Origin of the sequence: Collinsella aerofaciens (assembly GCF_015554145.1) — a bacterium.
GTDB lineage: Bacteria > Actinomycetota > Coriobacteriia > Coriobacteriales > Coriobacteriaceae > Collinsella > Collinsella aerofaciens_AA.
The window spans coordinates 64,146-90,410 of sequence record NZ_JADNHZ010000006.1 but is presented as its reverse complement, the minus strand read 5'-3'; the positions used below and the strand labels follow the sequence as shown (position 1 = coordinate 90,410).

At 59.1% G+C, this 26,265-nt stretch carries 22 protein-coding genes and 2 tRNA genes; all 24 read left to right on the top strand.

The window, feature by feature from the left end:
- Positions 1-100: 100 nt before the first annotated feature.
- The 24 genes from I2E13_RS03820 to I2E13_RS03705 all read left to right on the top strand — a co-directional run bounded on the left by I2E13_RS03820 (position 101) and on the right by I2E13_RS03705 (position 26,265).
- Entirely contained in the window at positions 101-1,057 is a 957-nt protein-coding gene (locus tag I2E13_RS03820; protein WP_055251823.1) for an ABC transporter permease, read from the top strand.
- Between the two features lie 3 nt (positions 1,058-1,060).
- Complete coding sequence (locus I2E13_RS03815) at positions 1,061-3,076, top strand: dipeptide/oligopeptide/nickel ABC transporter permease/ATP-binding protein (RefSeq protein ID WP_035138893.1); 2,016 nt, start codon at positions 1,061-1,063, stop codon at positions 3,074-3,076.
- Complete coding sequence (locus tag I2E13_RS03810) at positions 3,077-3,904, top strand: ABC transporter ATP-binding protein (protein WP_089573612.1); 828 nt, start codon at positions 3,077-3,079, stop codon at positions 3,902-3,904.
- 80 nt (positions 3,905-3,984) lie between these two features.
- Positions 3,985-4,962, top strand: coding sequence for an acetylxylan esterase (locus tag I2E13_RS03805; RefSeq protein ID WP_117647499.1), 978 nt, complete (start codon positions 3,985-3,987; stop codon positions 4,960-4,962).
- Positions 4,955-5,806 (top strand): acetylxylan esterase, encoded by an 852-nt coding sequence (locus tag I2E13_RS03800; RefSeq protein WP_195404225.1) that lies wholly within the window; start codon positions 4,955-4,957, stop codon positions 5,804-5,806. Before I2E13_RS03805 ends, I2E13_RS03800 begins: the two co-directional genes overlap by 8 nt.
- A gap of 68 nt (positions 5,807-5,874) precedes the next feature.
- Positions 5,875-6,795: a dihydrodipicolinate synthase family protein gene (locus I2E13_RS03795; RefSeq protein ID WP_089573615.1), complete on the top strand. Its 921-nt coding sequence runs from the start codon at positions 5,875-5,877 to the stop codon at positions 6,793-6,795.
- A 171-nt stretch (positions 6,796-6,966) separates the two neighbouring features.
- Positions 6,967-7,932: an ROK family protein gene (locus I2E13_RS03790; protein WP_195404224.1), complete on the top strand. Its 966-nt coding sequence runs from the start codon at positions 6,967-6,969 to the stop codon at positions 7,930-7,932.
- 70 nt (positions 7,933-8,002) lie between these two features.
- The gene (locus I2E13_RS03785; RefSeq protein WP_022094877.1) at positions 8,003-8,689 is read left to right on the top strand and encodes an N-acetylmannosamine-6-phosphate 2-epimerase; all 687 of its coding nucleotides are present in this window, start codon (positions 8,003-8,005) and stop codon (positions 8,687-8,689) included.
- Positions 8,690-8,790: 101 nt separating this feature from the next.
- Positions 8,791-9,711 (top strand): RNase adapter RapZ, encoded by a 921-nt coding sequence (rapZ, locus tag I2E13_RS03780; protein ID WP_022094878.1) that lies wholly within the window; start codon positions 8,791-8,793, stop codon positions 9,709-9,711.
- Between the two features lie 6 nt (positions 9,712-9,717).
- Positions 9,718-10,647 (top strand): DNA-binding protein WhiA, encoded by a 930-nt coding sequence (gene whiA, locus I2E13_RS03775; protein ID WP_099431435.1) that lies wholly within the window; start codon positions 9,718-9,720, stop codon positions 10,645-10,647.
- Positions 10,648-10,840: 193 nt separating this feature from the next.
- Positions 10,841-11,866 (top strand): type I glyceraldehyde-3-phosphate dehydrogenase, encoded by a 1,026-nt coding sequence (gene gap, locus I2E13_RS03770; protein WP_099431436.1) that lies wholly within the window; start codon positions 10,841-10,843, stop codon positions 11,864-11,866.
- Positions 11,867-12,006: 140 nt separating this feature from the next.
- On the top strand, positions 12,007-13,197 hold the full coding sequence (locus I2E13_RS03765) for a phosphoglycerate kinase (RefSeq protein WP_117564871.1): 1,191 nt from the start codon (positions 12,007-12,009) through the stop codon (positions 13,195-13,197).
- Complete coding sequence (gene tpiA / locus I2E13_RS03760; protein ID WP_089572945.1) at positions 13,190-13,957, top strand: triose-phosphate isomerase; 768 nt, start codon at positions 13,190-13,192, stop codon at positions 13,955-13,957. The genes I2E13_RS03765 and tpiA overlap by 8 nt, the downstream gene beginning before the upstream one ends.
- Before the next feature lie 5 nt (positions 13,958-13,962).
- Entirely contained in the window at positions 13,963-15,516 is a 1,554-nt protein-coding gene (gene gpmI, locus I2E13_RS03755; RefSeq protein WP_117735803.1) for a 2,3-bisphosphoglycerate-independent phosphoglycerate mutase, read from the top strand.
- Between the two features lie 163 nt (positions 15,517-15,679).
- On the top strand, positions 15,680-15,934 hold the full coding sequence (secG, locus tag I2E13_RS03750; RefSeq protein WP_006236144.1) for a preprotein translocase subunit SecG: 255 nt from the start codon (positions 15,680-15,682) through the stop codon (positions 15,932-15,934).
- 293 nt (positions 15,935-16,227) lie between these two features.
- Complete coding sequence (locus I2E13_RS03745; protein WP_229057808.1) at positions 16,228-17,904, top strand: peptide ABC transporter substrate-binding protein; 1,677 nt, start codon at positions 16,228-16,230, stop codon at positions 17,902-17,904.
- A gap of 156 nt (positions 17,905-18,060) precedes the next feature.
- A complete protein-coding gene (locus tag I2E13_RS03740; RefSeq protein WP_195404223.1) occupies positions 18,061-19,098 on the top strand; it encodes an ABC transporter permease in 1,038 nt (345 codons plus the stop codon).
- 14 nt (positions 19,099-19,112) lie between these two features.
- Positions 19,113-20,048 carry an ABC transporter permease gene (locus I2E13_RS03735; protein ID WP_117770484.1) on the top strand — a complete coding sequence of 312 codons (936 nt, stop codon included), beginning with the start codon at positions 19,113-19,115 and terminating at the stop codon, positions 20,046-20,048.
- 2 nt (positions 20,049-20,050) lie between these two features.
- Positions 20,051-21,142 (top strand): ABC transporter ATP-binding protein, encoded by a 1,092-nt coding sequence (locus I2E13_RS03730; protein WP_117766059.1) that lies wholly within the window; start codon positions 20,051-20,053, stop codon positions 21,140-21,142.
- On the top strand, positions 21,143-22,171 hold the full coding sequence (locus I2E13_RS03725; RefSeq protein ID WP_195404222.1) for an ABC transporter ATP-binding protein: 1,029 nt from the start codon (positions 21,143-21,145) through the stop codon (positions 22,169-22,171).
- Between the two features lie 590 nt (positions 22,172-22,761).
- Positions 22,762-22,851: transfer RNA gene (locus tag I2E13_RS03720), tRNA-Leu, on the top strand.
- Positions 22,852-22,910: 59 nt separating this feature from the next.
- On the top strand, positions 22,911-25,256 hold the full coding sequence (locus I2E13_RS03715) for a GAF domain-containing SpoIIE family protein phosphatase (RefSeq protein ID WP_117806836.1): 2,346 nt from the start codon (positions 22,911-22,913) through the stop codon (positions 25,254-25,256).
- Between the two features lie 81 nt (positions 25,257-25,337).
- The gene (locus I2E13_RS03710; protein ID WP_055286928.1) at positions 25,338-26,084 is read left to right on the top strand and encodes an anti-sigma factor antagonist; all 747 of its coding nucleotides are present in this window, start codon (positions 25,338-25,340) and stop codon (positions 26,082-26,084) included.
- A gap of 105 nt (positions 26,085-26,189) precedes the next feature.
- Positions 26,190-26,265, top strand: a tRNA-Gly gene (locus tag I2E13_RS03705).

The following is a 26,265-nucleotide window of genomic DNA, read 5'->3' as shown; positions in this document are numbered from 1 at the left end:
AAACAAAGACCCGGGCGACCTCGATGTCGCTCGGGTCTTGTAATGAGTATCCGTACTCATATACCAGTTGGTCCTACCGACAAAAGAAAGGGGAGAGAACGTGAACAACTTGCTACGTTTGATTGGAAGGCGTCTTGTGGCGCTGCCGATCATGGCATTGGGCGTCACCGTCCTGGTGTTCTTCCTTATGTCGTTCTCCAAGACCGACCCCGCCTACACGGCGTTGGGTGACGGTGCCTCGCCCGAGGCGGTTGCCGAGTACCATGAGAAGTATGGTCTGGACGACCCCTGGCCCGTGCGCTACGTGCGCTATATGGGCGATTTGATCCATGGCGACATGGGCACCTATGGTGCTGCTCGCAACTCCGTTGCCAAGCGCATCTCCACGGCCCTGCCCGTCACGATGCAGCTGACCTTCATCGGCCTTGCCATCGGTGCGGTCGTTTCGTTTTTGCTCGGCGTCATCGCGGCACTGTATCGCGACAAATGGCCGGACCAAGTGATCCGCGTCTTTTCCATCGCCGGCTTGGCAACCCCGTCGTTCTGGCTTGCCGTTCTGTTGATCCTGCTGTTCTCTTCCTACCTTAAGGTGCTCCCGGCATCGGGTGCTCTGCCTCACTTCACCACGAATCCGGCTGGTTATCTGGGCCGCATGATTATGCCCGCCATCGCCTTGGCATTTCCGCTGACGGGCCAGATGACTCGTATCGTGCGTACCGCCATGGTCGAGGAGCTCGACAAGGACTATGTCCGTATGGCTCGCGGTGCCGGCGTTCCCGAGAAGGTCGTCGTCGGTATCAACGTTCTTCGCAATGCGCTGATCACCCCGGTCACCACCCTCGGTCTTAAGATCGGTTACCTCATGGGCGGCGCCGTCGTCATCGAGGTTATCTTCAACCTCCCCGGCATGGGCACCGCGATTCTGCAGGGCGTTCAGGGCAACGAGGCGAACCTGGTTCAGGGCGTCGTTATCGTCGTTGCTCTTGCCTTCATCATCATCAACATCGTGGTTGACATGCTCTACCTGCTCATCAACCCGCGCATCAGGACGGTGTAGATTATGGTAAAGATTCGAGAGAAGCAAACCGAGCAGCTCGAGAAGGCTGCCTCCAAGGGGCTCAAGCTCGGTGGCTGGAAGAAGATGACGCTGTCTTCTAAGATTGCCGCCGTCGTGCTGGTGCTGGTCGCCTTGACTGCGATTCTGGCGCCCCTTCTTGCCCCCTATAGCCCGGTCGAGATCTTTACGGCTCGCCAGGCTCCCGGCAACGGATTTATCTTCGGTACCGACGATAAGGGTCGCGATATTCTGTCGCGTATGCTCTACGGTGGTCGTTACTCGCTGATTATCGGCTTTGGCGCCACTGCCATGGCTCTGGTCTGCGGCTCGGTCGTGGGCGCCCTTGCAGCGGTTTCGCGCAAGGCCGTCTCCGAGACGATCATGCGTATCTTGGACATCATCATGTCCATCCCGGGCATCGCCCTCGCGGCCGTCTTCGTCTCCATCCTGGGCAACTCCGTGCCGTCGATCATCTTCGCCATCGGCTTTATGTACACTCCGCAGATTGCCCGTATCGTGCGCGCCAACATCGTGTCCGAGTACGGCGAGGACTATGTCCGCGCGGTCATCGTTTCCGGCGCCAAGGCTCCGTGGATTTTAATCAAGCATGTTCTGCGTAACTGCATCGCCCCGATCATGGTCTTCACCGTTACCCTAGTCGCCGACGCCATCATCTTCGAGGCTTCGCTGACCTTCATCGGCGCTGGTATCCAGGAGCCCACCGCTACCTGGGGCAACATCCTCGCCGACGCCCGCGGCGGCGTGCTCGCCGGCCGTTGGTGGCAGGCGTTGTTCCCGGGCCTGGCCATCATGATCACCTGCCTGGCGCTCAACATCCTCTCCGAGGGCATTACCGACGCCATGGCCGCTGCTCCCTCCGCCGCCCTGGATCCGACCGATTCCTCCAAGCGTCGCGAGGCCGACCTGCTGGTCTCCGACCCCGTTCGCGCCTACAAGGAGCAGGCCCAGTCCCTCTCCGCTCGCCTTGGCGCCCTGCGCGATGTCGAGCTCAAGCGTGACGATCGCCATGTGCCCGACGAGTCTGTCGAACCGATTCTCTCGGTCCGTGACTTCTGCATTCAGTTTGAGCATCACGGTGATATCAACGTCGTCGACCATGTCAACTTTGACGTCCGTCCTGGTCAGACCATGGGCCTGGTGGGCGAGTCCGGTTGCGGTAAGTCCATCACCACGCTGGCCATCATGGGCCTGACCGACGACGATGAGCACCTTTCCGGCGAGGTCCTCTGGGAGGGCCGTGACCTGCTCAAGATGAGCAAGAAGGAGTGGTTCGGCCTGCGCGGTACCGATATCGCTATGGTCTATCAGGACGCCCTGTCCTCGCTCAACCCCTCCATGCTCATCTCTGCCCAGATGAAGCAGCTCACCAAGCGCGGCGGCACCCGCAGCGCCGAGGAACTCCTGGAGCTCGTGGGCCTCGACCCCAAGCGTACGCTCGAGAGCTACCCGCATGAGCTTTCCGGTGGCCAGCGTCAGCGTGTCCTGATCGCTATGGCCCTTACCCGCGACCCCAAGCTGGTCATCTGCGACGAGCCCACGACCGCTCTGGACGTTACCGTCCAGAAGCAGGTCATCAAGCTGCTCAACGACCTTCAGGCCAAGCTCGGCTTTGCCATGATCTTCGTCTCGCATGACCTGGCGCTGGTCGCCGAGGTCGCCCATAACATCACGGTTATGTACGCCGGTCAGGTTATCGAGCAGGCGCCCACCAAGGAGCTGCTCACCAACCCGATTCACGAGTACACCCGCGGTCTTCTGGGTTCCGTTCTGTCCATCGAGAGCGGTTCGGGCCGCCTGCACCAGGTGCCCGGCGCCGTTCCGAGCCCGCGCGATTTCCCCAAGGGCGATCGCTTCGCGCCCCGCTCGAGCCATCCGCGTATTGGCCTGGACACCCGTCCGGTCTTCAAGCGCGTGCCCGGCACCGAGCACTTCTATTCCGAGCTCCCCGACGAGGTGCTCAAGGCAAATGGTTTGACCCCTCACGCGGAGGTGATGTAGATGAGCGAGACCGCAGTCAACGGCGTCGAGCCGATCATCTTCCTTGATGACGTCCACGTCACCTTTAGGACCCGTACCGGCTCGATTCTGCACCCCAACCTGGTTCACGCCGTCCAGGGTGTAACGATTAGGCTCATGCCCGGTCAGACGATCGGCATCGTCGGCGAGTCTGGTTGCGGTAAGTCCACCACCGCCAACGTCATGTGCGGCCTGCAGGCCCCCACGAGCGGCAAGGTCTACTTTAAGGGCAAGGACGTAACCAAGCGTACCGCCGAGGACCGTCGCCACATGGGCCGTGTCATCTCGGTCGTGTTCCAGAATCCGGCTACGGCGCTCAATCCCCGCATGGTCGTTCGCGAGCAGCTGCTCGACCCCATGCGCGTCCACAACCTGGGTACCGAGGCCGAGCAGGAGAAGCGCGTCAAGGAGCTCCTGGAGCTCACCGGTCTGCCCAGCTCCGCCGCCGAGGTTCTTCCCGGCCAGCTTTCGGGCGGCCAGCGCCAGCGCGTCGCAATTGCCCGTGCCCTGTCGTTGAACCCCGATGCCATCATCGCCGACGAGCCCACCTCGGCTCTGGACGTTTCGGTCCGCGCGCAGATTCTGAACCTGCTGACCGACCTTAAGAAGGAGCTCGGCCTGGCCATGGTGTTCATCAGCCATGACATCCAGACGGTCCGCTATATCTCTGACGACATCATCGTTATGAATGGCGGCAAGATCGTCGAGCAGGGCGAGGCCAAGCAGGTCTTCCAGCACCCTCAGGACCCCTACACCAAGATGCTGCTCGGTGCTGCGCCGTCGCTGCTGCATCCCAAGCTCGGCGAGTAGCCTCGCTTTCCCTCCCGTGCGCCCGGTTCCCTTGCCGGGCGCACCTCCGTTGCGATTTCGAAAGGTTGGGTTCACGAGCCATGCCAAGTGCTCAGGAGCTACAACAGCAATTTGGTGGGTATCGGGGCGCCATGCCCCGTCCATCAGATTTCGATCTCTTTTGGAAGGACCGCATGGCCGAGGCCGACGCCGTCGGGCTTGACTATGCGATCGAGACGGCATCGGTCACCGATGCCGTGACCTGCCAGCTTTTCGACCTCTGGTATACCGGCATGTGTGGCGCTCGCCTGCATGCCAAGTACCTTAAACCCGTCTCGGACGAGCCCGTGCCATTGGTACTTCAGTTCCATGGGTATCCGGGTGCAAGCCGCAGCTGGTTTGAGCAGGCGTCGTTTGCGGGCATGGGCATGGCACTCATCGCCCTCGACTGCCCCGGCCAAGGAGGTCCCTCCGAGGACATTGGTGGATTTGAGGGCACAACGGTCGCGGGCCATATCGTCGCCGGTATCGACGGCGATCCGGCCAACCTCTACTATGTCCGCTTGCACCAAGATATTCGCATCCTGTGCCGCATCGTTCGCGAGCTCGAGGGCATCGATCTTGCCCGTGTGTTTGTGAACGGCGCGTCGCAGGGCGGCGGTTTGGGCATTGCGACCTGTGCACTTAACAGCGAGCTTATCAATCGCGCCGCCATCCTCTATCCCTTTCTGTCGGATTTCCGCCTGGTCTGGGATTTGGATGCCGACGACATTGCCTACGAGGGCCTGCGCTATTGGTCTCGCTGGTTTGACGAGGACTCGACTCGTATCGACGAAGCCTATGCCAAGCTGGCGTACTTCGATTCCAAGAACTTTGCCCCTATGGTCAAATGCCCCGTGCTGTTTGGCACCGGCACAGCCGATACCGTCTGTCCGCCAGCGACGCAGTTTGCGGTCTATAACAACCTGACCTGTGAAAAGCGTCATGAGTTCTTTGAAGGCTTTGGCCACGAGGAGATTCAGGATTTTGACGATCTGATCATTCCGTTTTTCTGCAAGGGAGGGGAGGCTCATGTCTAAGTGCGAGAGCAATGTCAATGAGCTGATTGTCTCCGAACTTGTGGGGATTCCCGGAACGGTCTCGTCAAGGCTCGCTGATTTCCGGGATTGGCGCGGTGATGCTTCTGCGGATGTTTCCGAATTAGAGATAGCCGCTTCGGACCTTGAGATTTGCGGGCCGAGTATTACGGCGATCGATTTCGCCAATCCGTATGCCCGCTACTCCGAGGTTTCCTTTGAGCTTGGTGGCGATGTGGTCCACGCACGTTTGATCGAGCCTGCCGGTCGCGCCCGAGCATCCGAGCTTGTGCCGCTCTGTCTGATGTTTCACGACATCGACCGACCCGTGCGGGGATGGCATCACATGACGAGGTTTGCGGCCATGGGATATGCCGTGCTTGCGCTGGACGATGAGGCGATTGGATCCAGCGAGCTGCAGCAGGGGATTGCCTCTCCTGCTTTTGTCAAGCGCGTCCGTTGGGGTTGCGCGATGGCGAAGGTGGCGCGCAATCTTGATGGCGTGGACCCCGACCGCATCTTTGCATGGGGCGAGGGCCTTGGCGGCAGAGTCGCGCTGGCGGTTTCTGCTCTGGACGAGCGGGGCCTCGCCTGCACGGCGGTTGCCAATCCAATTCCCGGTGGCCTCGAGGCGTTGTCGTCTCGGGTGCGTGGATCGGTGCTCATGGGCACATCGCTCATGGATGCCGTGTGCGATCCCAAGGGCCAGTTTGCCGTATTCAACGGTCTTGAGTGTGACCGGAGGCATATCATCTATGCCAAATACGCTCATGAGCGCATCAATGCGTTCGAAAACGAAGTCATCGACTTTTTTAACCAAACGTTCTACCCGTGTTCTTTGGCCTAGACGGCCTGGACACTGCCAACAAGAGTGGGTGGCATAGGGCCGCCCGCCAGACAACTAAGGAGATTCTTGTGGCAACTCAGAAATTCACCGGCGTTATCCCTCCCGTCGTTGTTCCCGATACCGAAGACCACCAGCTCGACGTTGCCTCCTTTGAGCGCAGCATCAACCGCATGATCGATGCCGGCGTCGATGGCCTGTTCTTCCTGGGCTCTTCGGGCGAGGTCGTTTTCTCCACCGATGAGCGTCGTCGCCAGATCATTGCCGAGGCCGTTCGTATCGTCGACCACCGCGTGCCCGTCCTGGTCGGCATCATCGATACCGAGACCGAGCGCATGATCGAGCACGGTAAGGTCGCTCAGGAGCTGGGCGCCGATGCGCTTGTCGCCACCTGCCCGTTCTATGCCCTGCAGGGCATGACCGAGGTCGAGGAGCACTTCCGCATCCTGCACGAGGAGCTCGACCTGCCCATCTTTGCCTATGACATTCCCGTCTGCGTTCACACCAAGCTCCCCTGGAAGCTCCTTGCCAAGCTCGGCGCCGAGGGCGTCCTTGCTGGCGTCAAGGATTCCTCGGGTGATGACATCTCGTTCCGCTACCTCGTTCAGGAGAACGAGAAGAACGGCCATCCGATGAGCATCCTCACCGGTCACGAGGTTGTTGTCGACGGCGCTTACCTCGGTGGCGCCGACGGTTCTGTCCCGGGCCTTGCCAACGTTGAGCCCGAGGGCTACGTGCGCCAGTGGAAGGCCGCTCAGGCCGGCGACTGGGCTACCGTCAAGGCCGAGCAGGATCGCCTCAATGAGATTTCGCACATCTGGGACGTCACCTCGGGCGTCCAGGGCTATGCCGGTGGCGTCGGCGCCTTCAAGACCGCTATGAACCTCATGGGCATCTTCGACAGCCCGACCATGCCGCGCCCGGTGAAGGCCATGACCGGCGAGAACGTCGAGGCGATTAGGAAGGTCCTTCAGGACAACGGTCTCCTGTAAAGCTTCCCAGGCACCCGACCTCGCCGTTCAACCGTGTGGCCATGACCCATTAGGTCAATGGCCACACGGTTTCTCGGCGATCTCGGACACCTGGAAAACCTTTACTGCGCTGTGACGGCTAGCCTGACGGCGCATTTCCTGTAGTTGTTTTTATCTCCGAAGGAGAGCGACATGGAGAACAAGTACGTCTGCTCTGTCGATATCGGCGGAACTAAAATTGCGACTGCCATCATGGAGTACCCGGCTGACGGTAGTGTGCCCCATCCCGTTTTTGAGGCCGAGATTCCTACCGAGGCCCAGGAGGGCGGCGAGGCCGTCTTCCAGCGTATCGAGGCGTCTATCAAGGCCGCTCTTGAGGCGAATCCCGATGTCGAGGTTCTCGGTGTCGGTATCGGTGCCGCAGGCGTCGTCGATCCCAAGACGGGCGCCATTGCTTATGCCAATGAGATCATGCCCGGCTGGTCCGGCGTTCAGTTGGGGCCGCGTCTGCGCGAGGACCTTGGTCTTCCCGTTGCCGTTGTGGGCGACGTGCAGGCTCATGCTCTGGGCGAGGCCCACTGGGGCGTCGGCAAGGGCAAGTTCTCCGTCTTGTGCCTGGGAATCGGTACGGGCATCGGTGGCGCATATGTCGAGAACGGCCGCGTGATGCAGGGCTTCCATGGTGCTGCCGGTCATATGGGCCACATCGAGTGCTCGGCTGCCGCCGGCATTCCCTGCGCCTGCGGGCGTTCCGGCCATCTTGAGTCTGTTGCTTCGGGCACCTCGATTGGCCGTATGTACGACGAACGCTTCGGTCGAGTTGACCCCAGCCGTCCTTCGGTCGGTCGCGACGTGAACGACCTGTGTCGTGCTGGCGACGCAAAGGCGACCGAGGTCATCCATGACGCCGGCTTTGCGCTGGGCGCCAGCTTGGGCTCGCTTGCCAATATTCTGGATCCAGAGGTTATCGTGCTTTCGGGCGGCGTAATTCATCAGGGTCCCGATTGGCGTTCGCAGAAGTGGAAGGATTCGGTGCACGAGGGCTATGCCAGCCAGGCGCTCGATCCGCTCCAGGACACGCCGATTCTCATCGGGTCTCTGGAGGGCGATGCTCCGCTCATCGGTGCCGCCGAGCATCTTCTCGCTTCGTTAAAGTAAACGTATCTGCTGTAGGAGCCTCCCGAGACAACACGCCTCGGGAGGCTGTTCTGAGAAAGGTTGCAGCCTTATGACCGTCGATCCTTTGATTCAATCCCTGAAGGGTAAGCTCGTCGTGAGCGTTCAGGCGTATATGGGCGAGCCGCTTCGTACGCCCGAGACCATGGCTCAAATGTCTCGCGCTTGCGAACTCGGCGGCGCCGCCGCCATTCGCTGCCAGGGCCTTGCCGACATTGCCGCCATTAAGGGTCGCTGTGAGGTTCCTGTTATCGGCCTATGGAAGGATGGACACGAGGGCGTTTACATCACGCCGACGCTGCGTCACGCCCGCGCCTGCGTTGCTGCTGGTGCCGATATCGTGGCGATCGACGCCACCGATCGTCCGCGCCCCGATGGCAAGACGGTCGAGGATACCTTCCGTCCGCTGCACGAGGAGGGTGTGCTCCTGATGGCGGATTGTGCCACCATCGAGGACATTCGCCGTGCGGTTGATATGGGCTTCGACCTGGTATCTACCACGCTCTCTCACGGTGTCGCCGCCATCGACTGCACCATGGCCGATGGCCCCGACCTGCCGCTCCTGCGTCAGGCGACCGAGGAATTCCCCGGCCTTCCCATCATTTGCGAGGGTCGCGTGCATACGCCCGAGGAGGCTCGCGCCGCGATCGATGCTGGCGCCTGGGCCGTTGTCGTCGGCACCGCCATCACGCACCCCACGAGTATTACAAGTTGGTTCAAGGCTGCGCTTGAGGCGTAAGACAGGCCTCGTATCCGCTCGGGGCGGTATACTCAATAAAGGCAATTGACCGCGCGGGATCCGGGTTGCTGGGTCCCGCGCTTGTTTTCGGGAGGCAGCACATGCAAAAGGGAGATGCCATGGATGCGGCGGAGCGCTCGGAGCGCATCCCCGATATCGTCATCATCACCGGAATGTCCGGATCGGGCCGCACGCAGGCCATGCACGTGTTCGAGGACATGGGCTATTTTTGCATCGATAACCTGCCTCCGCGTCTGATCGCCCAGCTTGCCGAGCTCGTCGGCATTAATACGGGCGTGGGCAGGCATCTCGCCGTCACCTGCGATTTGCGTAGCCAGGGCTTGTTCGATGAGCTGCTCGATGCGGTCGCCGCGCTCGAAGAGCGCGAGATGAGCTGCGACATCGTGTTCCTGGAGGCTTCTGACGAGGTACTGATTCGTCGCTACAGCGAAAATCGCCGCCGTCATCCCATTGCCAAGCCGGGGGAGACTACGGCCGATGCGATTCAGCGCGAGCGCCTGCAGCTGCAGGGTGTGCGCGATCGAGCCGATATGATTATCGACACGAGCCGCCTACGCACCTCTGCGCTGCGCAACAAATTGCGCATGGCGTTCTCCGAGTTGTCCGACCAGCAGCTCATGGACGTTCACGTGTTCTCGTTTGGCTTTAAGCACGGTATGCCCGTCGAGGCGGACATTATGATTGACGTTCGCTTCCTGCCCAATCCGTTCTACGATCCCGAGATGCGCACCATGACCGGTCTCGATAAGAAAGTCTCCGACTTTGTTCTGGACCATCCCAAGACGCAGGAGTTTTGGAAGGCCTGGACGCAGCTGCTCGATACGGTCATGCCCGGTTATATCGCAGAGGGCAAGCCGCAGCTTTCTATTGCCATCGGTTGCACGGGCGGTCAGCACCGCAGCGTTGCCATCGCCGAGGCCACGGCACGTTATTTGGAAGGCGCCCAGTATCACGTGAGCATTTCCCATCGCGACTTGTCGCGCGCCAACACGAAAGCATAGGCCTGCATGTCGTTTACCGCCGAGGTGCGTGACGAGCTTGCGCGCTGCGAACCCGAATGTGAATACTGCGATTTGTCGACGCTTGCCGCCCTGACGCGTGTGAGCGGTACGCTTTCGTTGGCCGGCTCCGGGCGGTATCGTTTGACGGTCGCGACCGAGACGGGAGCCGTCGCGCGCACGATGATCACGCTGACGCATCGCATTCTTAAGCTCAAAACGGAATTCACCGTTCGTAAATCGGTCTTGCATAAGGTCCGTAACTATCTCATTACCCTGCCCGATCAACCCGACCTGGACAAGGCTCTGGTGCTGCTGGGCATTCTAGACCGCAGGGGAGGGCTCGTTGCTGGTGTTCCCCGACACATCGTTGCCCGTCCCTGCTGCAGGCTTGCCTACATCCGCGGCGCGCTCATCGCGGGCGGCTTCGTGGCCGATCCACGCGGCGATTTCCATTTGGAGATCGCGGTGCAGGGTGAGCAATATGCCAAGGGGCTTTGCGACCTGTTGGGGCAGATTGGGGTCCATGCTCGTGTTAATGCGCGGCGGGGGTCATATGCCGTGTACATTAAGAGCGCCGAGGAAATCGAGCATCTATTAAAGCTGATTGGTGCCAAGCGCAGCGTTGCCGAGATTGAGGAGGCGCGCGCGGTCAAGTTGGTTAAGAACGATGTGAACCGTCGCGTGAACGCCGAGCTCGCCAACCAGACCAGAAGCGCCGGTGCTGCCCAGCATCAGCTTGCGCTTATCGATGAGCTCGAGCAGCGCGGCCTTCGCGATGCGCTTCCGGATGCCTTGGCGGTCTTTTGCGACCTGCGCGAGCGCTATCCCGATCTGTCGCTGCGTGATTTAGGGGAGATGGCTGACCCTCCCTTGTCGAAGTCGGCCCTCTACCATCGAGTTTTGAGGCTTGAAAAGCTCATTGAAGCAAACAGGTAGTTTATAGTATCGACTTATATACGGATTTAGCTGCTATTTTATTCTTTAAAACGTTTTAACGTAAATTTGATTTTCAATTTCGACTATTCTCGTGAAATTCAAGTCAAAAAAAAGGTATATTAGGCGAGTGGTTAGTTTGTGGGCCTCAACGGCGGGCGCTGTAGCTTGCGGGGGCCTTACGAAAGGAGACACAATGGCAGTAAAGGTTGCTATTAACGGCTTCGGTCGCATCGGTCGTCTGGCTTTCCGTCAGATGTTCGGTCATGAGGGCTCCGAGATCGTCGCTATCAACGACCTCACCTCTCCCGATATGCTCGCTTACCTGCTGAAGTACGACTCCACGCAGGGCAACTACGCTCGCGATCACGAGGTCGTTGCTGGCGAGGATTCCATCACCGTTGACGGCAAGGAGATCAAGATCTACAAGGAGGCCGACGCCAACAACCTGCCTTGGGGCGACCTCGACGTCGACGTCGTTCTCGAGTGCACCGGCTTCTACACCAGCAAGGCTAAGGCTCAGGCCCACATCAACGCTGGCGCCAAGAAGGTCGTCATCTCCGCTCCGGCCGGCAGCGATCTGCCCACCATCGTGTACAACGTCAACCACGAGACGCTGACCGCTGAGGACAACATCATCTCCGCTGCTTCCTGCACCACCAACTGCCTCGCCCCGATGGCCAAGGGTCTGAACGACTTCGCTCCCATCGTGTCCGGCATCATGACCACCATTCACGCCTGGACCGGCGACCAGATGCCGCTCGACGGCCCGCAGCGCAAGGGCAACAAGCGTCGTAGCCGCGCCTGCGCCGTCAACATCGTCCCCAACACCACCGGTGCTGCCAAGGCTATCGGCCTGGTTCTCCCCGAGCTCAACGGTAAGCTCATCGGTGCCGCCCAGCGCGTCCCGACGCCGACCGGCTCCATCACCAACCTCTACGCTGTCGTTGACAAGAAGGTCACCGTCGACGAGGTCAACGCCGCTATGAAGGCCTACGCTTCCACCATCTCCGAGACCTTCGGTTACAACGAGGACGATATCGTCTCCACCGACATCATCGGCGAGACCCACGGCTCCATCTTCGACGCCACTCAGACCATGTGCTCTGACCTCGGCAACGGCCAGACCCTCGTTCAGGTCACCTCTTGGTACGACAACGAGAACTCCTACACCTCTCAGATGGTCCGCACCATCAAGTACTTCGAGAAGTTCGTTGCTTAATTTAGCTTTTAGCGAATAGCTCGTTGAGCGTCTAAAGAAGGGCGCGGCCTCATAGGGCTTACACCCTAGGGTCGCGCCCTTTTTATAGGAAATCGTCTGCCGTAATGGGAGGCAGACACGTACGAAAGGTAGAAGCAAACATGGCCTTTACCAAGAAGACCGTCCGCGACATCGATGTCGACGGCAAGCGCGTTCTCGTCCGCGTTGACTTCAACGTGCCTATCAAGGATGGCGTCGTTGGCGACACCACCCGCATCAAGGCTGCCCTGCCCACCATCAACTACCTCGTTGAGCACAACGCTCGCGTCATCCTCATGAGCCACCTCGGCCGTCCCGATGGCACCGGCTTCCAGCCCGAGCTCTCCCTTGAGCCTGTCGCCAAGAAGCTCGCTGAGCTCTCTGGTCTCGATGTTGCCTTTGTCGCCGACACCTACGGCGAGAAGGCTGCTGAGGCTGTCGCGGCCGTCGAGCCGGGCAAGGTCCTCGTTCTCGAGAACGTCCGTTTTGACAAGCGTGAGAAGAAGAACGATCCCGAGATCGCCAAGAAGCTCGCTTCCTATGGTGACGTCTTCGTTCTCGATGCTTTCGGTACCGCTCACCGCGCCCAGGGTTCCGTCGTGGGTCCCGCCGCTTACCTGCCTGCCGTCGCCGGCTTCCTGCTCGAGAAGGAGGTCGACACGCTGACCGGCATCTTCGCCGAGCCCGAGCGCCCCTTCGTCGCTATCGTCGGCGGTTCCAAGGTTTCCTCCAAGATCGGCGTTCTCGATCACCTCATCGACTCCGCTGATACCCTGATCATCGGTGGCGGCATGGCCTACACCTTCTTCCTGGCTCAGGGCCTGACCGTCGGTCAGTCCCTCAAGGAAGAGGACTGGGTCGAGCGCGCTGGCGAGATGCTCAAGAAGGCCGAGGAGAAGGGCGTCAAGATCCTGCTCCCCATCGACAACCGCGTTGCCGATCACTTTGGCGAGGACGCTGTCCCCGAGGTTGTCGCTTCCGACGCTATCCCCGACGATCGTGAGGGCATGGACATCGGCCCCAAGACCGAGGAACTTTACGCCGAGGCCGTCAAGGGTGCCAAGACCGTGTTCTGGAACGGCCCCATGGGTGTCTTCGAGTTCGACAACTTCGCTCACGGCACCCAGGCTATCGCCGAGGCCGTCGCCGAGGCCGACTGCACCTCGATCATCGGCGGTGGCGACTCTGTCGCGGCTGTCAACAAGTTCAACCTGGCCGACAAGATGAGCTGGATCTCCACCGGTGGTGGCGCTTCCATGGAGCTCGTCGAGGGTAAGGCCCTGCCCGGAGTGGAGGCGCTTCTCGATGCCTAATCGCACCCTTCTTATCGCTGGTAACTGGAAGATGAACAACGACGTCGCTGAGGCCGCCAAGCTTGCCGACGAGCTGGCTCAGGCTCTGCCCGAGGTTCCGGCTGGCGTCGAGGTGCTCGTCTGCCCTCCGACCATTGACATCACCACGGTTCATGACCGCATTCAGGCTGCCCCCATCGCCCTCGGTGCACAGAACGTGTACTGGGAGGCCAAGGGTGCCTTCACCGGTGAGTCCTCTTGCGACATGCTCAAGTCCGCTGGCTGCACCTACTGCATCATCGGCCACTCCGAGCGTCGCGACTACTTCCACGAGACCGACGAGGACCAGAACAAGAAGGCCAAGGCCCTCGTTGCCGCCGGTCTTGTTCCCGTCTTCTGCTGCGGCGAGTCCCTCGAGGTCCGCGAGGCTGGTACCTATGTCGAGCACGTCGTGAACCAGGTCAAGGCTGGCCTTGCTGGTCTTGAGATCACCTGCCCCAAGCAGGTCGTCGTCGCCTACGAGCCCATCTGGGCCATCGGCACCGGAAAGACCGCTACCGCTGAGGACGCCCAGGAGGTCTGCGGCGCTATCCGTGAGACCCTCAAGGAGATGTTTGGCGAGGAGCTCGCCGACGGTATCCGCGTCCTGTACGGTGGTTCCGCTAAGCCCGGCAACATTGCCGAGCTCGTCGCCAAGCCCGACGTTGACGGCGCCCTCGTGGGCGGCGCTTCGCTCAAGGCTGCCGACTTCGCCTCTATGGTCGTCAAGGCAGGCGAGTAGGACATATGGCACAGCGTCATCTTCCTGCACTCCTGATCATCATGGACGGCTGTGGCCTGGCTCCGGCCGATGGCGAGAACGCCGTCGCCGCTGCCAAAACACCCTTCCTTGATAGCCTGTACGAGAAGTACCCTCACACCACGCTCGGCGCTTCGGGCGAGGACGTGGGCCTTCCCGACGGTCAGATGGGTAACTCCGAGGTGGGTCACCTCAACATCGGTGCCGGCCGCATCGTGTTCCAGGAGCTTTCGCGCATCAACAATGCCATCAAGGACGGCTCCATCGCCAAGAACGAGGTCTTCGTCAAGGCTATGGACGATGTCAAGGCCGAAGGCAAGACTCTCCACCTCATGGGCCTTATGAGCCCTGGCGGCGTTCATTCTCACATGAACCACGTCGAGGCTCTGGTCAAGATGGCTGCCCAGCATGGCGTCAAGACCGTTCGCGTCCACGCTTTCATGGATGGCCGCGACGTCGACCCGCAGTCCGGTGCCGGCTACATGAGTGAGTTCTGCGCCTTCCTGGCTAAGATCTCCGAGGAGACCGGTTGCGACGCTCGCGTTGCCACCGTCTCGGGCCGATATTGGGCCATGGACCGCGATAACCGTTGGGAGCGCATCCAGCGTGCCTACGATGTCATGGTCAACGCGTCTGATGCCGATACCGACCCCGTGGCCGGTATCAAGGCCTACTACGAGAAGGATCCGCGCGGCGATGAGTTCGTCGAGCCCTTCGCTGCCCACAACGAGGGCATCCACGAGGGCGACGCGGCCATCTTCTTCAACTTCCGTCCCGACCGCGCTCGTCAGATGACCCGCGTGTTCACGGACAAGGAGTTCGACGGCTTTGAGCGCGAGCAGATCAAGCTTTCGCACTTTGTGACGATGACCGAGTACGATCCGACGTTTGACGTCGAGGTCGCCTTCCCCAAGACGTTCCCTGAGAACGTTCTGGCCGACGTTATCGCCGCCAATGGCCTGAAGCAGCTGCACACCGCCGAGACCGAGAAGTACGCCCACGTGACGTTCTTCCTCAACGGCGGCATCGAGGAGCCCAAGGAGGGCGAGGAGCGCGTGCTCGTCGCTTCCCCCAAGGTTGCTACCTACGATCTGCAGCCCGAGATGAGCGCTCCCGAGGTTACCGAGAAGCTCGTCGCCGCCATCAACGAGGATCGCGCTGATTTCTACATCGTGAACTTCGCGAACTGCGACATGGTTGGTCACACCGGCGTCTTCGACGCTGCCGTTAAGGCTGTCGAGGCTGTTGACGATGCCCTGTCCAAGGTTGTCCCGGCGATTCTCGCCAAGGGCGGCTTTGCGCTGATTACCGCCGACCACGGCAACGCCGATCACATGTTTGACGTTGCTTCCGACGGTTCCAAGCATCCGTTTACGGCTCACACCACCAACCGTGTGCCGTTCATCATCGTTGATGAGAAGGCGCAGCTCACCGGTATCGAGGACGGCCGTCTTTCCGATATCGCTCCGACCATGCTCACCATGGCTGGCATTGAGCCTTCCGCCGAGATGACGGGCCGCGTGCTCGCCACCGAGGCCTAAGAGAAAACAAATACCGTTTTCTAGTAAGGGGGTTGTCCACAATCGGACAACCCCCTTTTGGTGTTTCTGCCATTTCTGCCCCGTCCCCAAATGGCGGGTAGGGGAGCGTTGGGGGTTGTGGTACAGTACTGGAGTTTGAATTGTTCTATTAAGGAGCTTATCTATGGGTCCGTTCCAGATTCTTCTGTTTGTCGTTTGGGCTGTCTCCGCCGTGGCGCTGACGATTCTCGTCCTGATGCATTCCGGTAAGGGTACCGGCGTTTCGGATATGATCGCTAGCTCGCTGTATAACTCCAGCTCTGCCACAGGCGTTATGGAGCAGAATCTTGACCGCCTGACCGTCATCATGGCCGTCGTTTTTGCCGTGTGCGTCGTTCTGTGCATGTTCTTCTTCCCGCAGGGCATCGTCGGCTACTAAGCATCGGCGTATATACGTTTGTAAAGGGTCCCGCATGTGCGGGGCCCTTTTTGTTTACAGACTTGTAACAGAGTCAAAATATCCCCACATACTTCGCCCAACTAAAGAAATTCTCGACCGTTAACCGGAATTAGCCCCAAATCGTGCATAAAATGCGCTACTGTATTGCAAAACGTTGGCCTGTTGTGCATAACCAGCCATAGCAGCGGGCGGCGTTTTGATGGTTCGGATCGGATTGTCTCGACATATGTCCGACTGAACATTTCTTTGTCCTATCTCATAAGGAGGATGGCATGGCTGATTCTATGTTCCACCAGCCCGTTATGGGTCGTCGCGCCTTTGTCGGCGGTACCCTTGCTGCGAGCTCCATGGCTTTTCTTGCCGCATGCGGCAAGAAGGGCGGCGACGCTTCCGGTTCTGAGTCCGGTTCGACGCTGAACTTCTACATCAACAACCCGGTCTGCATCGACCCCTACAACGTCCAGGAGGATCAGGGCACTCAGGTCGAGTACCAGCTGTTCGATGCTCTGACCTCTTACGACGCCGAGAAGGGCAAGATCGTCCCGCTGGCTTGCGAGTCCTTCGAGGCCAACGACGACGCCACCGAGTTCACCTTCAAGATCAAGAAGGCCAAGTTCCACAACGGTGACGACGTTACCTCCAAGTCCTTCAAGCTCGCTTGGGAGCGTCTGGTCAACACCAAGTCGGCCATCGCTACCGAGTACGGTCCTTCCGAGGTCTCCTATCACCTTTCCATGGTCGAGGGCTATGATGACCTGCTTGCCGGTAACGCTACCGAGCTCAGCGGTGTTACTTGCCCCGACGATGAGACCCTCGTCGTTAAGCTGTCTTCCGCTTACGCCGACTTCCCCTTCGTCGCCTCTCACCCGGCTCTGTCCCCGGTTCCCGAGTGCGCCGAGTCCGATGTTAAGAGCTTCTACCTTGCCCCGATCGGTAACGGCCCGTTCATGATGGACGGCAAGTGGGAGGATGGTCAGGAGATCAACCTCAAGAAGTTCGACGATTACTATGGCGACAAGGCCAAGATCGATGGCATCCACTTCCAGGTCATCAAGGACATGGAGACCGCCTACAAGGAGTTCCAGGCCGGTAACCTCGATATCTGCGACGTTCCCGTTGCTCAGATCGACGCTGCCAAGAAGGATCGCGGCGTGTCCAAGGACGGCTACACCATGGGCGACGGCGAGCGCATGCTGCTCGGCGCCGAGCCTTCCACCTACTACCTGACCTGCAACACCACGGCTGAGCCGTTCAACAACGCCGACCTGCGCAGGGGTATCTCCCTGGCCATTAACCGTGAGGCCATCTGCAAGACCATCTTCAAGGGTACCCGTACCCCCGCCGACGGCATTGTTCCTCCGGGTATCGATGGCTACAAGGAGGGTGCATGGGAGTTCTGCGCCTACGACGTCGACAAGGCTAACGAGTACCTCGACAAGGTTGCTCCCGCTGGCGCTAACGGCGATCGTGGCATTAACGTGACCCTTTCCTACAACCAGGACGGTGGCCACAAGGAGATCATGGAGTCCATCATCGGCGACCTCGCCAAGGTGGGCGTTACCGCTACTTCCGATACCCCCGAGTGGTCTGCCCTGCTCGAGCAGTATCAGAACTTTAACTATCAGTTCGGTCGTCTGGGTTGGATTGCCGACTACCCGATCATGGACAACTTCTTGTATCCGCTGTTCCACTCCGACTCCCTCGGCGGCGACAACCGCTCTGGTTACAACAACCCCGAGTTCGACGCTAAGGTCAACGAGGCTCGTACCACGGTTGACGACGAAGAGCGCGTCGCTAAGATGCAGGAGGCCGACGCAATGGTCGCTGCCGACTGCCCGGTCATCCCGGTGATGTTCTACACGCACACCATCGCCGGCTCCGATCGCATCAAGCACCTCTATGTCGATCCGCAGAAGCACGCCGAGCTGGGTACCGCTGAGCTCGCCTAAGAGTTTGCAGCTTCCGTGAGGGTCAAGTATTTACGTAGACCTCATGGGAAACATACAGTTCCCCCTAACCTGGGGTAAACTGGCTGATGGTAATTTTGGGATGCCGGTCTGGCGATCGGCATCCCATTTAGGTTAATCCCTAGATAGGGGAGTGGTATGGGTAAGTACATCGTTAAACGTGTGCTTCAGTTCATCCCGGTGTTTTTGGGCGTTACGCTGATTCTGTTCGCCCTCCAGAATATCGTGCCGGGAGATCCGATCAAGCTGATCGGTGGAGACAAGGCTCTGTCCCCCGAGGTAGAGCTTCAGCTTCGCGTGCGCTATCACCTGGTCCAGACGGACGAGGACGGCAACGCGATCCTTGACGAGAACGGCGACCCCGTTCAAACGTCGCTCGTGGACCGTTACTTGTATTACATGAACGGCCTGCTTCATGGCGATCTGGGCAATTCGTATCAGCGCAAGCTGCCGGTTACGGAGATCTTTGCTCAGAAGTATCCGTATACGGTCAAACTTGCCGCGTGCGCCATCGTGCTCGAGGCAATCATGGGTATCGGTGCGGGTATCATTTCGGCGGTAAAGCGTTATTCCTTCTGGGATATTTTGGTAACGCTCACCACCTCGATCCTCGTTGCCGTCCCGGCCTTCTGGCTCGGTATGTTGCTGCAGCTGTTCTTTGGCGTCATCCTCAAGGACGCCACAGGCGGTGCATTCTCCATGCCGATCTCGGGTGCCGGCGGTGCCAGCTCTCAGTATCAGGATTGGATGCACTATGTGCTTCCGACCATTACGCTGGCTTCGGTTTCGACCGCTTATGCTGCCCGCATTATGCGTTCGCAGCTGCTTGACGTCATGAACCAGGATTACATCCGCACGGCCAAGGCCAAGGGTCTCTCCAATCGCGCGATCATCATCAAGCATGCGCTTAAGAATGCACTCATCCCCGTCGTTACCTATATTGGTGTCGACTTTGGCGGCATGCTTTCGGGCGCCATCCTGACCGAGACGGTCTTTAACTGGCCCGGTATCGGCTATGAGGTCTATCGCGCTATTAGCATGCGTGACTGGCCCATCGTTATGGGCGGCGTTACGCTCATCGTTGTCGTCGTCATGGTGATCAACCTGCTCGTCGACATTAGCTATGCATTCCTCGACCCGCGCATCCGCCTTGGCGGTCCGTCGGATAAGGCCTAAGGGAGGTACGTCTCATGCAGGAAACTGATTCTCAGTCTCAGGAGCAGGCTACCGCCACCAAGGCCGCATCTGCTCCCGCCAAGTCCCGCACGCTGTGGGGCGACGCTTTTAAGCGTCTTCGTAAAAACAAGCTCGCCGTTATCGGTGTCTGCTGGATTATCATCGTCGTTTTGGTTGCCCTGACCGCCGATCTGTGGGCTAAGCCTTGGCTCGGTTCGCCGACGGCTTCCGATTCGACCACCATGGCCGAGACGTCGCTGCTGGCTCCGTGTGCAGAGCATCCGTTTGGCACTGACGCCCTTGGCCGTGACATTCTCGTCCGCGTTATCTACGGTGCACGTGTTTCGCTTTCCGTCGGTATTATGGCCACCGCGATCTCAACGTTGATCGGTCTGGTCATGGGCGCCCTGGCCGGTTTCTACGGCGGCATCTGGGATACGATCATCATGCGCTGTGCGGATATCTTCCTGGCGTTCCCGTACGTGCTGTTCGTTGTCGCCATGATCGCCGTTATCGGCCGTGGTCTTCAGAACGTCTTTATCGCCATCGGTATTCTCGGCTGGCCTTCGATTGCGCGTGTCTTCCGCTCCGCAATCTTGACGGTCAAGGAAAACGACTATGTTGACGCTGCGCGTGCGATGGGTGCATCTGATGCTCGTATCGTCGTGCGTCACATCTTCCCGAACTCCGTCGCCTCCATCGTGGTCTACGCGACCATGAACATTGGTGGTGCCATTTTGACCGAGTCCGCTCTGTCCTTCCTCGGCATGGGCGTTATTCCGCCTACGCCTTCGTGGGGCTCCATGATTCAGGACGGTCAGCAGTATCTTCTGACTGCTCCCTGGATGATGATCATGCCCGGTCTGGCAATTCTCTCGACGGTGCTCGCCTTCACCCTGCTGGGTGACGGTCTGCGCGACGCCCTCGACGTCAAGATGAAGGACGCATAAGGATGAAGAAGAACAAGAACTATGTGGACCTGAAGGACCAGCCGGTTCCCGAGGGCCAGCATCTGCTCGAGGTCGATGACCTTAAGATGTATTTCCACACCGAGGATGGCGTGGTTCGCGCTGTCGACGGTGTGTCCTACACGCTCGATCGCGGCGAGACCCTGGGCGTCGTCGGCGAGTCCGGCTCGGGTAAGTCCGTGACCGCCATGACCATCATGGGCCTTATCTCGATGCCTCCGGGAAAGATTGAGGGCGGTGACGTTCGCTATCGCGGTCGTTCTATCCTTGAGATGACCGAGGAAGAGATGCAGCACATTCGCGGTAACGATATCGCGATGATCTTCCAGGATCCTATGACCTCCCTGAACCCGGTCTATAAGATCGGTAAGCAGGTGGGCGAGGGCCTTCGTCTGCATCGTGGCTACTCCAAGCAGGAGGCGCTCAAGCGCGCCACCGAGCTCTTGGACCTCGTGGGTATTCCCGAGCCCGAGAAGCGCGTCAACGAGTATCCGCACCAGTTCTCCGGCGGTATGCGTCAGCGTGTCATGATTGCCATGGCTCTTGCCTGCGATCCCGATATCCTGATTGCCGACGAGCCCACGACGGCTCTGGACGTTACCATTCAGGCTCAGATTATCGAGCTCATGCAGGAGATGCAGCAGAAGAACGGCAACGCCATTATCATGATTACCCATGACTTGGGCGTCGTCGCCGATATGGCCGATAAGATCATGGTTATGTACGCCGGCCGTCCCGTCGAGTTCGGTACTGCTGAGGAAATCTTCTACGAGAGCCGCCATCCCTACACCTGGGGTCTTATTCGTTCCATTCCGGAGCAGGCCATCGAGGAGAAGAAGCCTCTTACGCCGATTCACGGCAACCCGCCTTCGCTCATGAACTTGCCTGAGGGCTGCGTCTTCTCTCCTCGTTGCCCCTATGCGACGGACAAGTGCCGCAAGCAGCGCCCCGAGCGCGTTGTTACCGAGTCTGGCCATTACTCTGCGTGCCACTACTCCGGTGACCCCGAGTTCCTCAAGAACGCTCCTGAGACGTCCCGTACGCGCAAGGATTCCAAGAAGGGAGGCGAGGCGTAAATGGCAGACAATAATGAGCGTAATCCGCTGCTGAAGGTTGAGCACCTCTCTAAGGAGTTCCCTGCAGAGTCCGGCATGTTCGCCAAGCGTTTTTCCAAGCGTGTCGTCTCTGCTGTGAATGACATTTCGTTCGAGATTTATCCGGGCGAGACCTTTGGCCTGGTCGGCGAGTCTGGTTGCGGTAAGTCCACCACGGGTCGCACCATCATGCGTCTGACCAAGCCGACTGCCGGTAAGGTGTTCTTCCAGGGCAAAGATGTTGCCGAGATGAGCAAGCACGAGATCAAGGATATGCGTCGTGAGATGCAGTTTATCTTCCAGGATCCTTATGCATCGCTGAACCCTCGTATGACCATCGGCGAGATCGTCTCCGAGCCCATGACCATTCACGGCGTGGGTACCAAGGAAGAGCGTATCGAGCGTGTCCGCGAGCTTCTCGACGTCGTCGGACTGAACCCCGAGCACATCAACCGCTATCCGCACGAGTTCTCGGGCGGCCAGCGCCAGCGTGTCGGCATTGCCCGCGCCTTTGCGCTCAAGCCCAAGCTGATTATCTGCGATGAGCCCGTCTCTGCGCTTGACGTATCCATTCAGGCCCAGGTTCTGAACCTTCTTAAGGAGCTCCAGGACAAGTTCGGTACGGCTTATCTCTTCATTGCTCACGACCTCTCTGTCGTGCAGCACATTTCTGATCGCGTTGCCGTTATGTATCTGGGCAAGATGGTCGAGGTTTCGGACTGGAAGACGCTCTACAGTGAGCCGCACCACCCGTACACGCAGTCGCTGCTGTCTGCCGTGCCGGTGCCCGATCCGGATATCCAGAAGACCCGCAAGCGCATCATTCTCGCTGGCGATCCGCCGTCGCCGCTGGATCCGCCGACCGGTTGCCGTTTCCACACGCGCTGCCCGATCGCGCAGGGCATCTGCTCCGAGAAGCTTCCCGAGTTTAAGGAAGTCGCACCGGGTCACTGCTGCGCCTGCCACTTCGCCGAGCCGTTCCCGATCAAGGAATCGCACATCGACCTGTAGTCGGTGTTCTCGTTCGGGCCCGCCCTGGTGTTGCTTTTCAGAACGTCCTCGGACATGTCGGAAGCCCCGCTGCGCGCTACGCGCTGCGGGGCTTCCTCCGTCCTGCGGGACGTTCTGAAAAGCAACACCAGGGCGGGCCCTGCGGTAACGCGGCAGGGAGGGGTGCGATTCCTTGATCGCTCACTTAATCTAATAGGAAATTGAGCGAGGCCGGAGCTTTGGCTCCGGCCTCCTTATATAAGGGCTCGGCAAAGCCGAGCCACTAAATTTATATCAGCCCCAGAACATATTTGAGAACTGTGCCCGGAGTACATACTCCTAGGGCCGGAATGAGGTTGCTTTCCAACGCATTCCGCAGGGGGCGGCATTATTTTGTAGCGCGAAGCGCGAATCAAAATAATGCCGCATGCCCGAGGACGCGTTGGAAAGCAACCTCATTCCGACCCGAACAGGTCCGTCTACCAGCGCATTTACAAATTCGTAAACTTTTTTGAAAAAAGTGCTTGCACAGTTCTCGAATCATAGGTTATTATCTTCCTCGTTGAACGCGCGGGTCGAACAAAACGAACTGCGAATCAACAACATAGCATGTCGGAGTGGCGGAATTGGCAGACGCGCTAGCTTGAGGTGCTAGTGACCGCTTTTTGGTCATGCGGGTTCAAGTCCCGCCTCCGACACCATCGCATTTGAGAAGCCTCTTCGGAGGCTTTTTTGTTACCGATAGACGGTGGGGTCCACGATGGAAACGCTTGAACGCAACGAGTGGGCAGACGTTGCCCAACTAGTCGAGATCACGAGCGATGCTGTCATCATCTGCGAGCTCGACGGAACCATTCTGCATGTGAATAATCGCTTACTTGGTTTGATGTGCGAGGAACGCGCCGACGTCATCGGTGGAGATGTTAAAGACGTCCTGTACTCGTCCGCTTTTGAACGTGCAACGGAACATCGTTTGCCATTTGAAACTGATGGCTCCGAGAGCGAACTGATGCTCAAGCTGAGCGATGGCTCCTTTATTCCCGTATTGGTTCGCGCAGGCTCCGTAACGCCTCCACGTATCTTTGGGCGCCGCGCGCCACGTGTCCTGGTGGCGCTTCACAGTATTGAGGAACAGTATTCTCACGACCGGCAACTCAAGCGTGCGTTATCGGAGCTTAGAGTGGCGAACAAGCGTCTCTCTGGCACGCTCTCGGTCATTATGAGCACTGTGGGCTCCGATGAGTTACCCAGCCTGCTTGATACCGTTTTGAACCAGCTTGTAGGAACGCTCGATGCTTCGGGTGCTGCTATCTATTTTTCTGAGAGCGGCGGCTTTAAGCTCCGCGGTGTTTCCAAGGAGCTGCTCGACAGCTACCTGCCCGAGTTTTTGCCGTATGGCGCTGGCATTCCGACGTATGTTCTTCGCGAGTCGCGTGCCTGTCGCTTGTCGATTCAACAGGACCTTGAGGGCGATAAGGCCGCCTCCGGTATGTTCATGGACCTGGATAATCGTTCTAAGCACCTGTTGCGCATGCAGGATATGCCTCCGTACCGCAGTGAAATCTGTCTTCCCGTTTTTTACGGTACGCAGATCCTCGGCGTGCTGGAAGTTGGTTGGAAACGCCCCCAGGCACCGCTCGCTTATGATGTTAATGTACTTGAGGTCATTTGCGATTACCTGTCTATCCAGCTGGTCGGCATGGCATCGAGCCTTCGCTCCCGTCGCACGGCCGAGCTTGGCCGCTCGCTCAATGTCTTGCGGGATGAGTTGTTTACCTTTCTAGACGATTCCGCCGCGGCTACCCAGGCGGTATCGTCCGAGATCTGCAATATGCTCAACTGCCATTTTTGCCCTATTGAGTATGATGCCAGTCTGGATTCCTACGTCATAGATTTTGAAGGCGGCAGTCGCGTTGCTTTGCCGGACGATCCCGAGAAGCTTTTCTTTTCCACGACGGCGCCAGCGGCACGTTTGGGGGCTGCCCCTGATGGCTTTGAGGCATCTGTTTTGGGCGGCACGAGTGCCGAGGACCTTAAACACGTCCGTATAACTCGCGTTGACGAATCGATGCCTATGGGAGGCTGGCTTAGAGCGCATGGCCTGCCTTGCCAGGGTCTCTACGTCGACGCCGGCATCGAGGCGGGGCGCCCACGCCCTGAGGGCGATGGCAAGCACAGTAACGACGCAATCGTTCCTGCTTCTGTTGCGAAGGGGCCGACGACGCGTGCGCTGCTGCTTCGTGATGGTAGCCAAGAGCCGATTGATGATCTTGAATATGACTACTTGGTGCACTTGGCGCATGACTTTGAACTGATCTACGAAGGCGAATCTCAAAAGCGCGAGGAGCGCCATATCGCTCAGACCCTCCAGATTGGCATGAGAAATTCCCTGGGGGATGTTCCGGGAATCGCCGCCGATTCGGTGTACCTGTCGGCCACGAACTCGGCGTTGGTCGGCGGCGATTTCTATACGCTCATCCGTCTTCCCGACGACTGCGCCGTCATGATTCTGGGCGATGTGTCTGGCAAAGGCATTGAGGCTGCATCGATGTCCGCGCTCGTCAAGACGGCCCTGACGGCATATGCCTGGGAGGGCGCTGGACCGGCCCGCATGGCACGCTCCCTTAACAGCATGCTCATGGGCTTCTCGAGGGTCGAGACGTTCGTGACGGCCTTTATCGCCAAGATTGACCTTAAAACCGGACGCGCAACGTATTGTTCGGCGGGCCATCCTCCGACCATGGTCATCAGGCCAGAGTCGATGCCGCTGGGTGGCGGCGAGGCCCGTGGGGGAGAGGTCGAGCTGCTTGGATGCCAATCGGGCGTAATCGGTGCATTTGAGAGCATGGTTTACGAGACGGGCGTGTTTACGTTCGCTCCTGGCGACATGCTCTTCATGTATACGGATGGAACGATTGAGGCCCGCGACCGCACCGGAGCGTTCTTTGGCGAGCAGCGCCTTCGTGATCTTCTGCTCTCTGTCTCGGGTGAGGGCGTATCGGGAATCTGCGGCAAGGTCTTGGGCGAGCTCGACCGATTTACCGAATCGGCGCTGGACGATGACATCGCATTAGTGTCCCTTGAGTTTTTGCGGGGCCGGTCCTAAACAGCGACGCTGGGCGCGCCGAATCCGCACGGTTGCGGAAAGGCATGCATCGAACAAGCTCTTTTGGGGAACCATGGTCGTATGAATGAGTGGAATGACATAGCGGTTTTGACGCCACCAGGCGATATCGACATCGCCACGGTGCCTGCGCTGCGTCGGCGGTTGGATGCTTTGATTGGCCGCGGCGTGCGTCGTGTCGTCATCAACTGTCAGGCTGTTAGCTTTATCGATTCGACGGGCTTGGCATTCCTGCTTACGCGCGCTCGTGAGCTCATGAGGCGAGAAGGCCTGCTTTCGCTCGTCAATGCATCAGGTGAAGTTGTTCGCTTTTTGGAGATTGCTCGTCTTGTCGATATCCTTCATGTCGCGGGGCCGGCACGGGAGTCTATTCCCGCCATTCCGGTGGGGGAGCTGCCTCGCTGGAGTAAGAGCGTCGAGGTCCGTCAGGGTATCGAGAATCTTCCATACTACCGACATCGCATCGCCGAACTCCTTGAATCGCTTCCGTTGCGCCGTGACGAGCGCTACGATGTCGCATTGGCGTCGGGGGAGGCACTGGGTAATGCCTATGACCATGCGGGCGGTATCGGGTGCGTCCTGACGGTTCAGGCCTATGGCGATCGCGTTGTGGTTGAGGTGCTTGATCGAGGTGCTGGCTATTCTATCGATGAAACGAGCGAGCCGGTCGCATCCGAGGAACGCGGCCGCGGTATCAAGCTTATGCGTATGCTCGTCGATAACGTGGAGGTTGCTCGTCGTACGGACGGCGCCGGCACGCGCGTGCAGATGGTGAAGCTGTTTAGCGGAGCGCTGGAATCGTGTGCCTAGCCAATCGCTTTAGCGCGTTTAGCTACTAAGAACATGCGGCAGACAAGTTTTTTGAAAAAAGTACTTGCGTCTTTTGGACAACTCGCGTAAATTAATAACCCGCAAGCGGACATGGCTCAGTTGGTAGAGCACAACCTTGCCAAGGTTGGGGTCGCGGGTTCGAGCCCCGTTGTCCGCTCCA

Coding starts and splice junctions, on each gene's coding strand:
- I2E13_RS03765 (WP_117564871.1), top strand. CDS start 12,007: ATGGCCTTTACCAAGAAGACCGTCCGCGACATCGATGTCGACGGCAAG.
- rapZ (WP_022094878.1), top strand. CDS start 8,791: ATGCAAAAGGGAGATGCCATGGATGCGGCGGAGCGCTCGGAGCGCATC.
- I2E13_RS03730 (WP_117766059.1), top strand. CDS start 20,051: ATGAAGAAGAACAAGAACTATGTGGACCTGAAGGACCAGCCGGTTCCC.
- tpiA (WP_089572945.1), top strand. CDS start 13,190: ATGCCTAATCGCACCCTTCTTATCGCTGGTAACTGGAAGATGAACAAC.
- secG (WP_006236144.1), top strand. CDS start 15,680: ATGGGTCCGTTCCAGATTCTTCTGTTTGTCGTTTGGGCTGTCTCCGCC.
- I2E13_RS03745 (WP_229057808.1), top strand. CDS start 16,228: ATGGCTGATTCTATGTTCCACCAGCCCGTTATGGGTCGTCGCGCCTTT.
- whiA (WP_099431435.1), top strand. CDS start 9,718: ATGTCGTTTACCGCCGAGGTGCGTGACGAGCTTGCGCGCTGCGAACCC.
- I2E13_RS03805 (WP_117647499.1), top strand. CDS start 3,985: ATGCCAAGTGCTCAGGAGCTACAACAGCAATTTGGTGGGTATCGGGGC.
- I2E13_RS03740 (WP_195404223.1), top strand. CDS start 18,061: ATGGGTAAGTACATCGTTAAACGTGTGCTTCAGTTCATCCCGGTGTTT.
- I2E13_RS03790 (WP_195404224.1), top strand. CDS start 6,967: ATGGAGAACAAGTACGTCTGCTCTGTCGATATCGGCGGAACTAAAATT.
- gap (WP_099431436.1), top strand. CDS start 10,841: ATGGCAGTAAAGGTTGCTATTAACGGCTTCGGTCGCATCGGTCGTCTG.
- I2E13_RS03815 (WP_035138893.1), top strand. CDS start 1,061: ATGGTAAAGATTCGAGAGAAGCAAACCGAGCAGCTCGAGAAGGCTGCC.
- I2E13_RS03785 (WP_022094877.1), top strand. CDS start 8,003: ATGACCGTCGATCCTTTGATTCAATCCCTGAAGGGTAAGCTCGTCGTG.
- gpmI (WP_117735803.1), top strand. CDS start 13,963: ATGGCACAGCGTCATCTTCCTGCACTCCTGATCATCATGGACGGCTGT.
- I2E13_RS03725 (WP_195404222.1), top strand. CDS start 21,143: ATGGCAGACAATAATGAGCGTAATCCGCTGCTGAAGGTTGAGCACCTC.
- I2E13_RS03735 (WP_117770484.1), top strand. CDS start 19,113: ATGCAGGAAACTGATTCTCAGTCTCAGGAGCAGGCTACCGCCACCAAG.
- I2E13_RS03800 (WP_195404225.1), top strand. CDS start 4,955: ATGTCTAAGTGCGAGAGCAATGTCAATGAGCTGATTGTCTCCGAACTT.
- I2E13_RS03710 (WP_055286928.1), top strand. CDS start 25,338: ATGAATGAGTGGAATGACATAGCGGTTTTGACGCCACCAGGCGATATC.
- I2E13_RS03810 (WP_089573612.1), top strand. CDS start 3,077: ATGAGCGAGACCGCAGTCAACGGCGTCGAGCCGATCATCTTCCTTGAT.
- I2E13_RS03715 (WP_117806836.1), top strand. CDS start 22,911: ATGGAAACGCTTGAACGCAACGAGTGGGCAGACGTTGCCCAACTAGTC.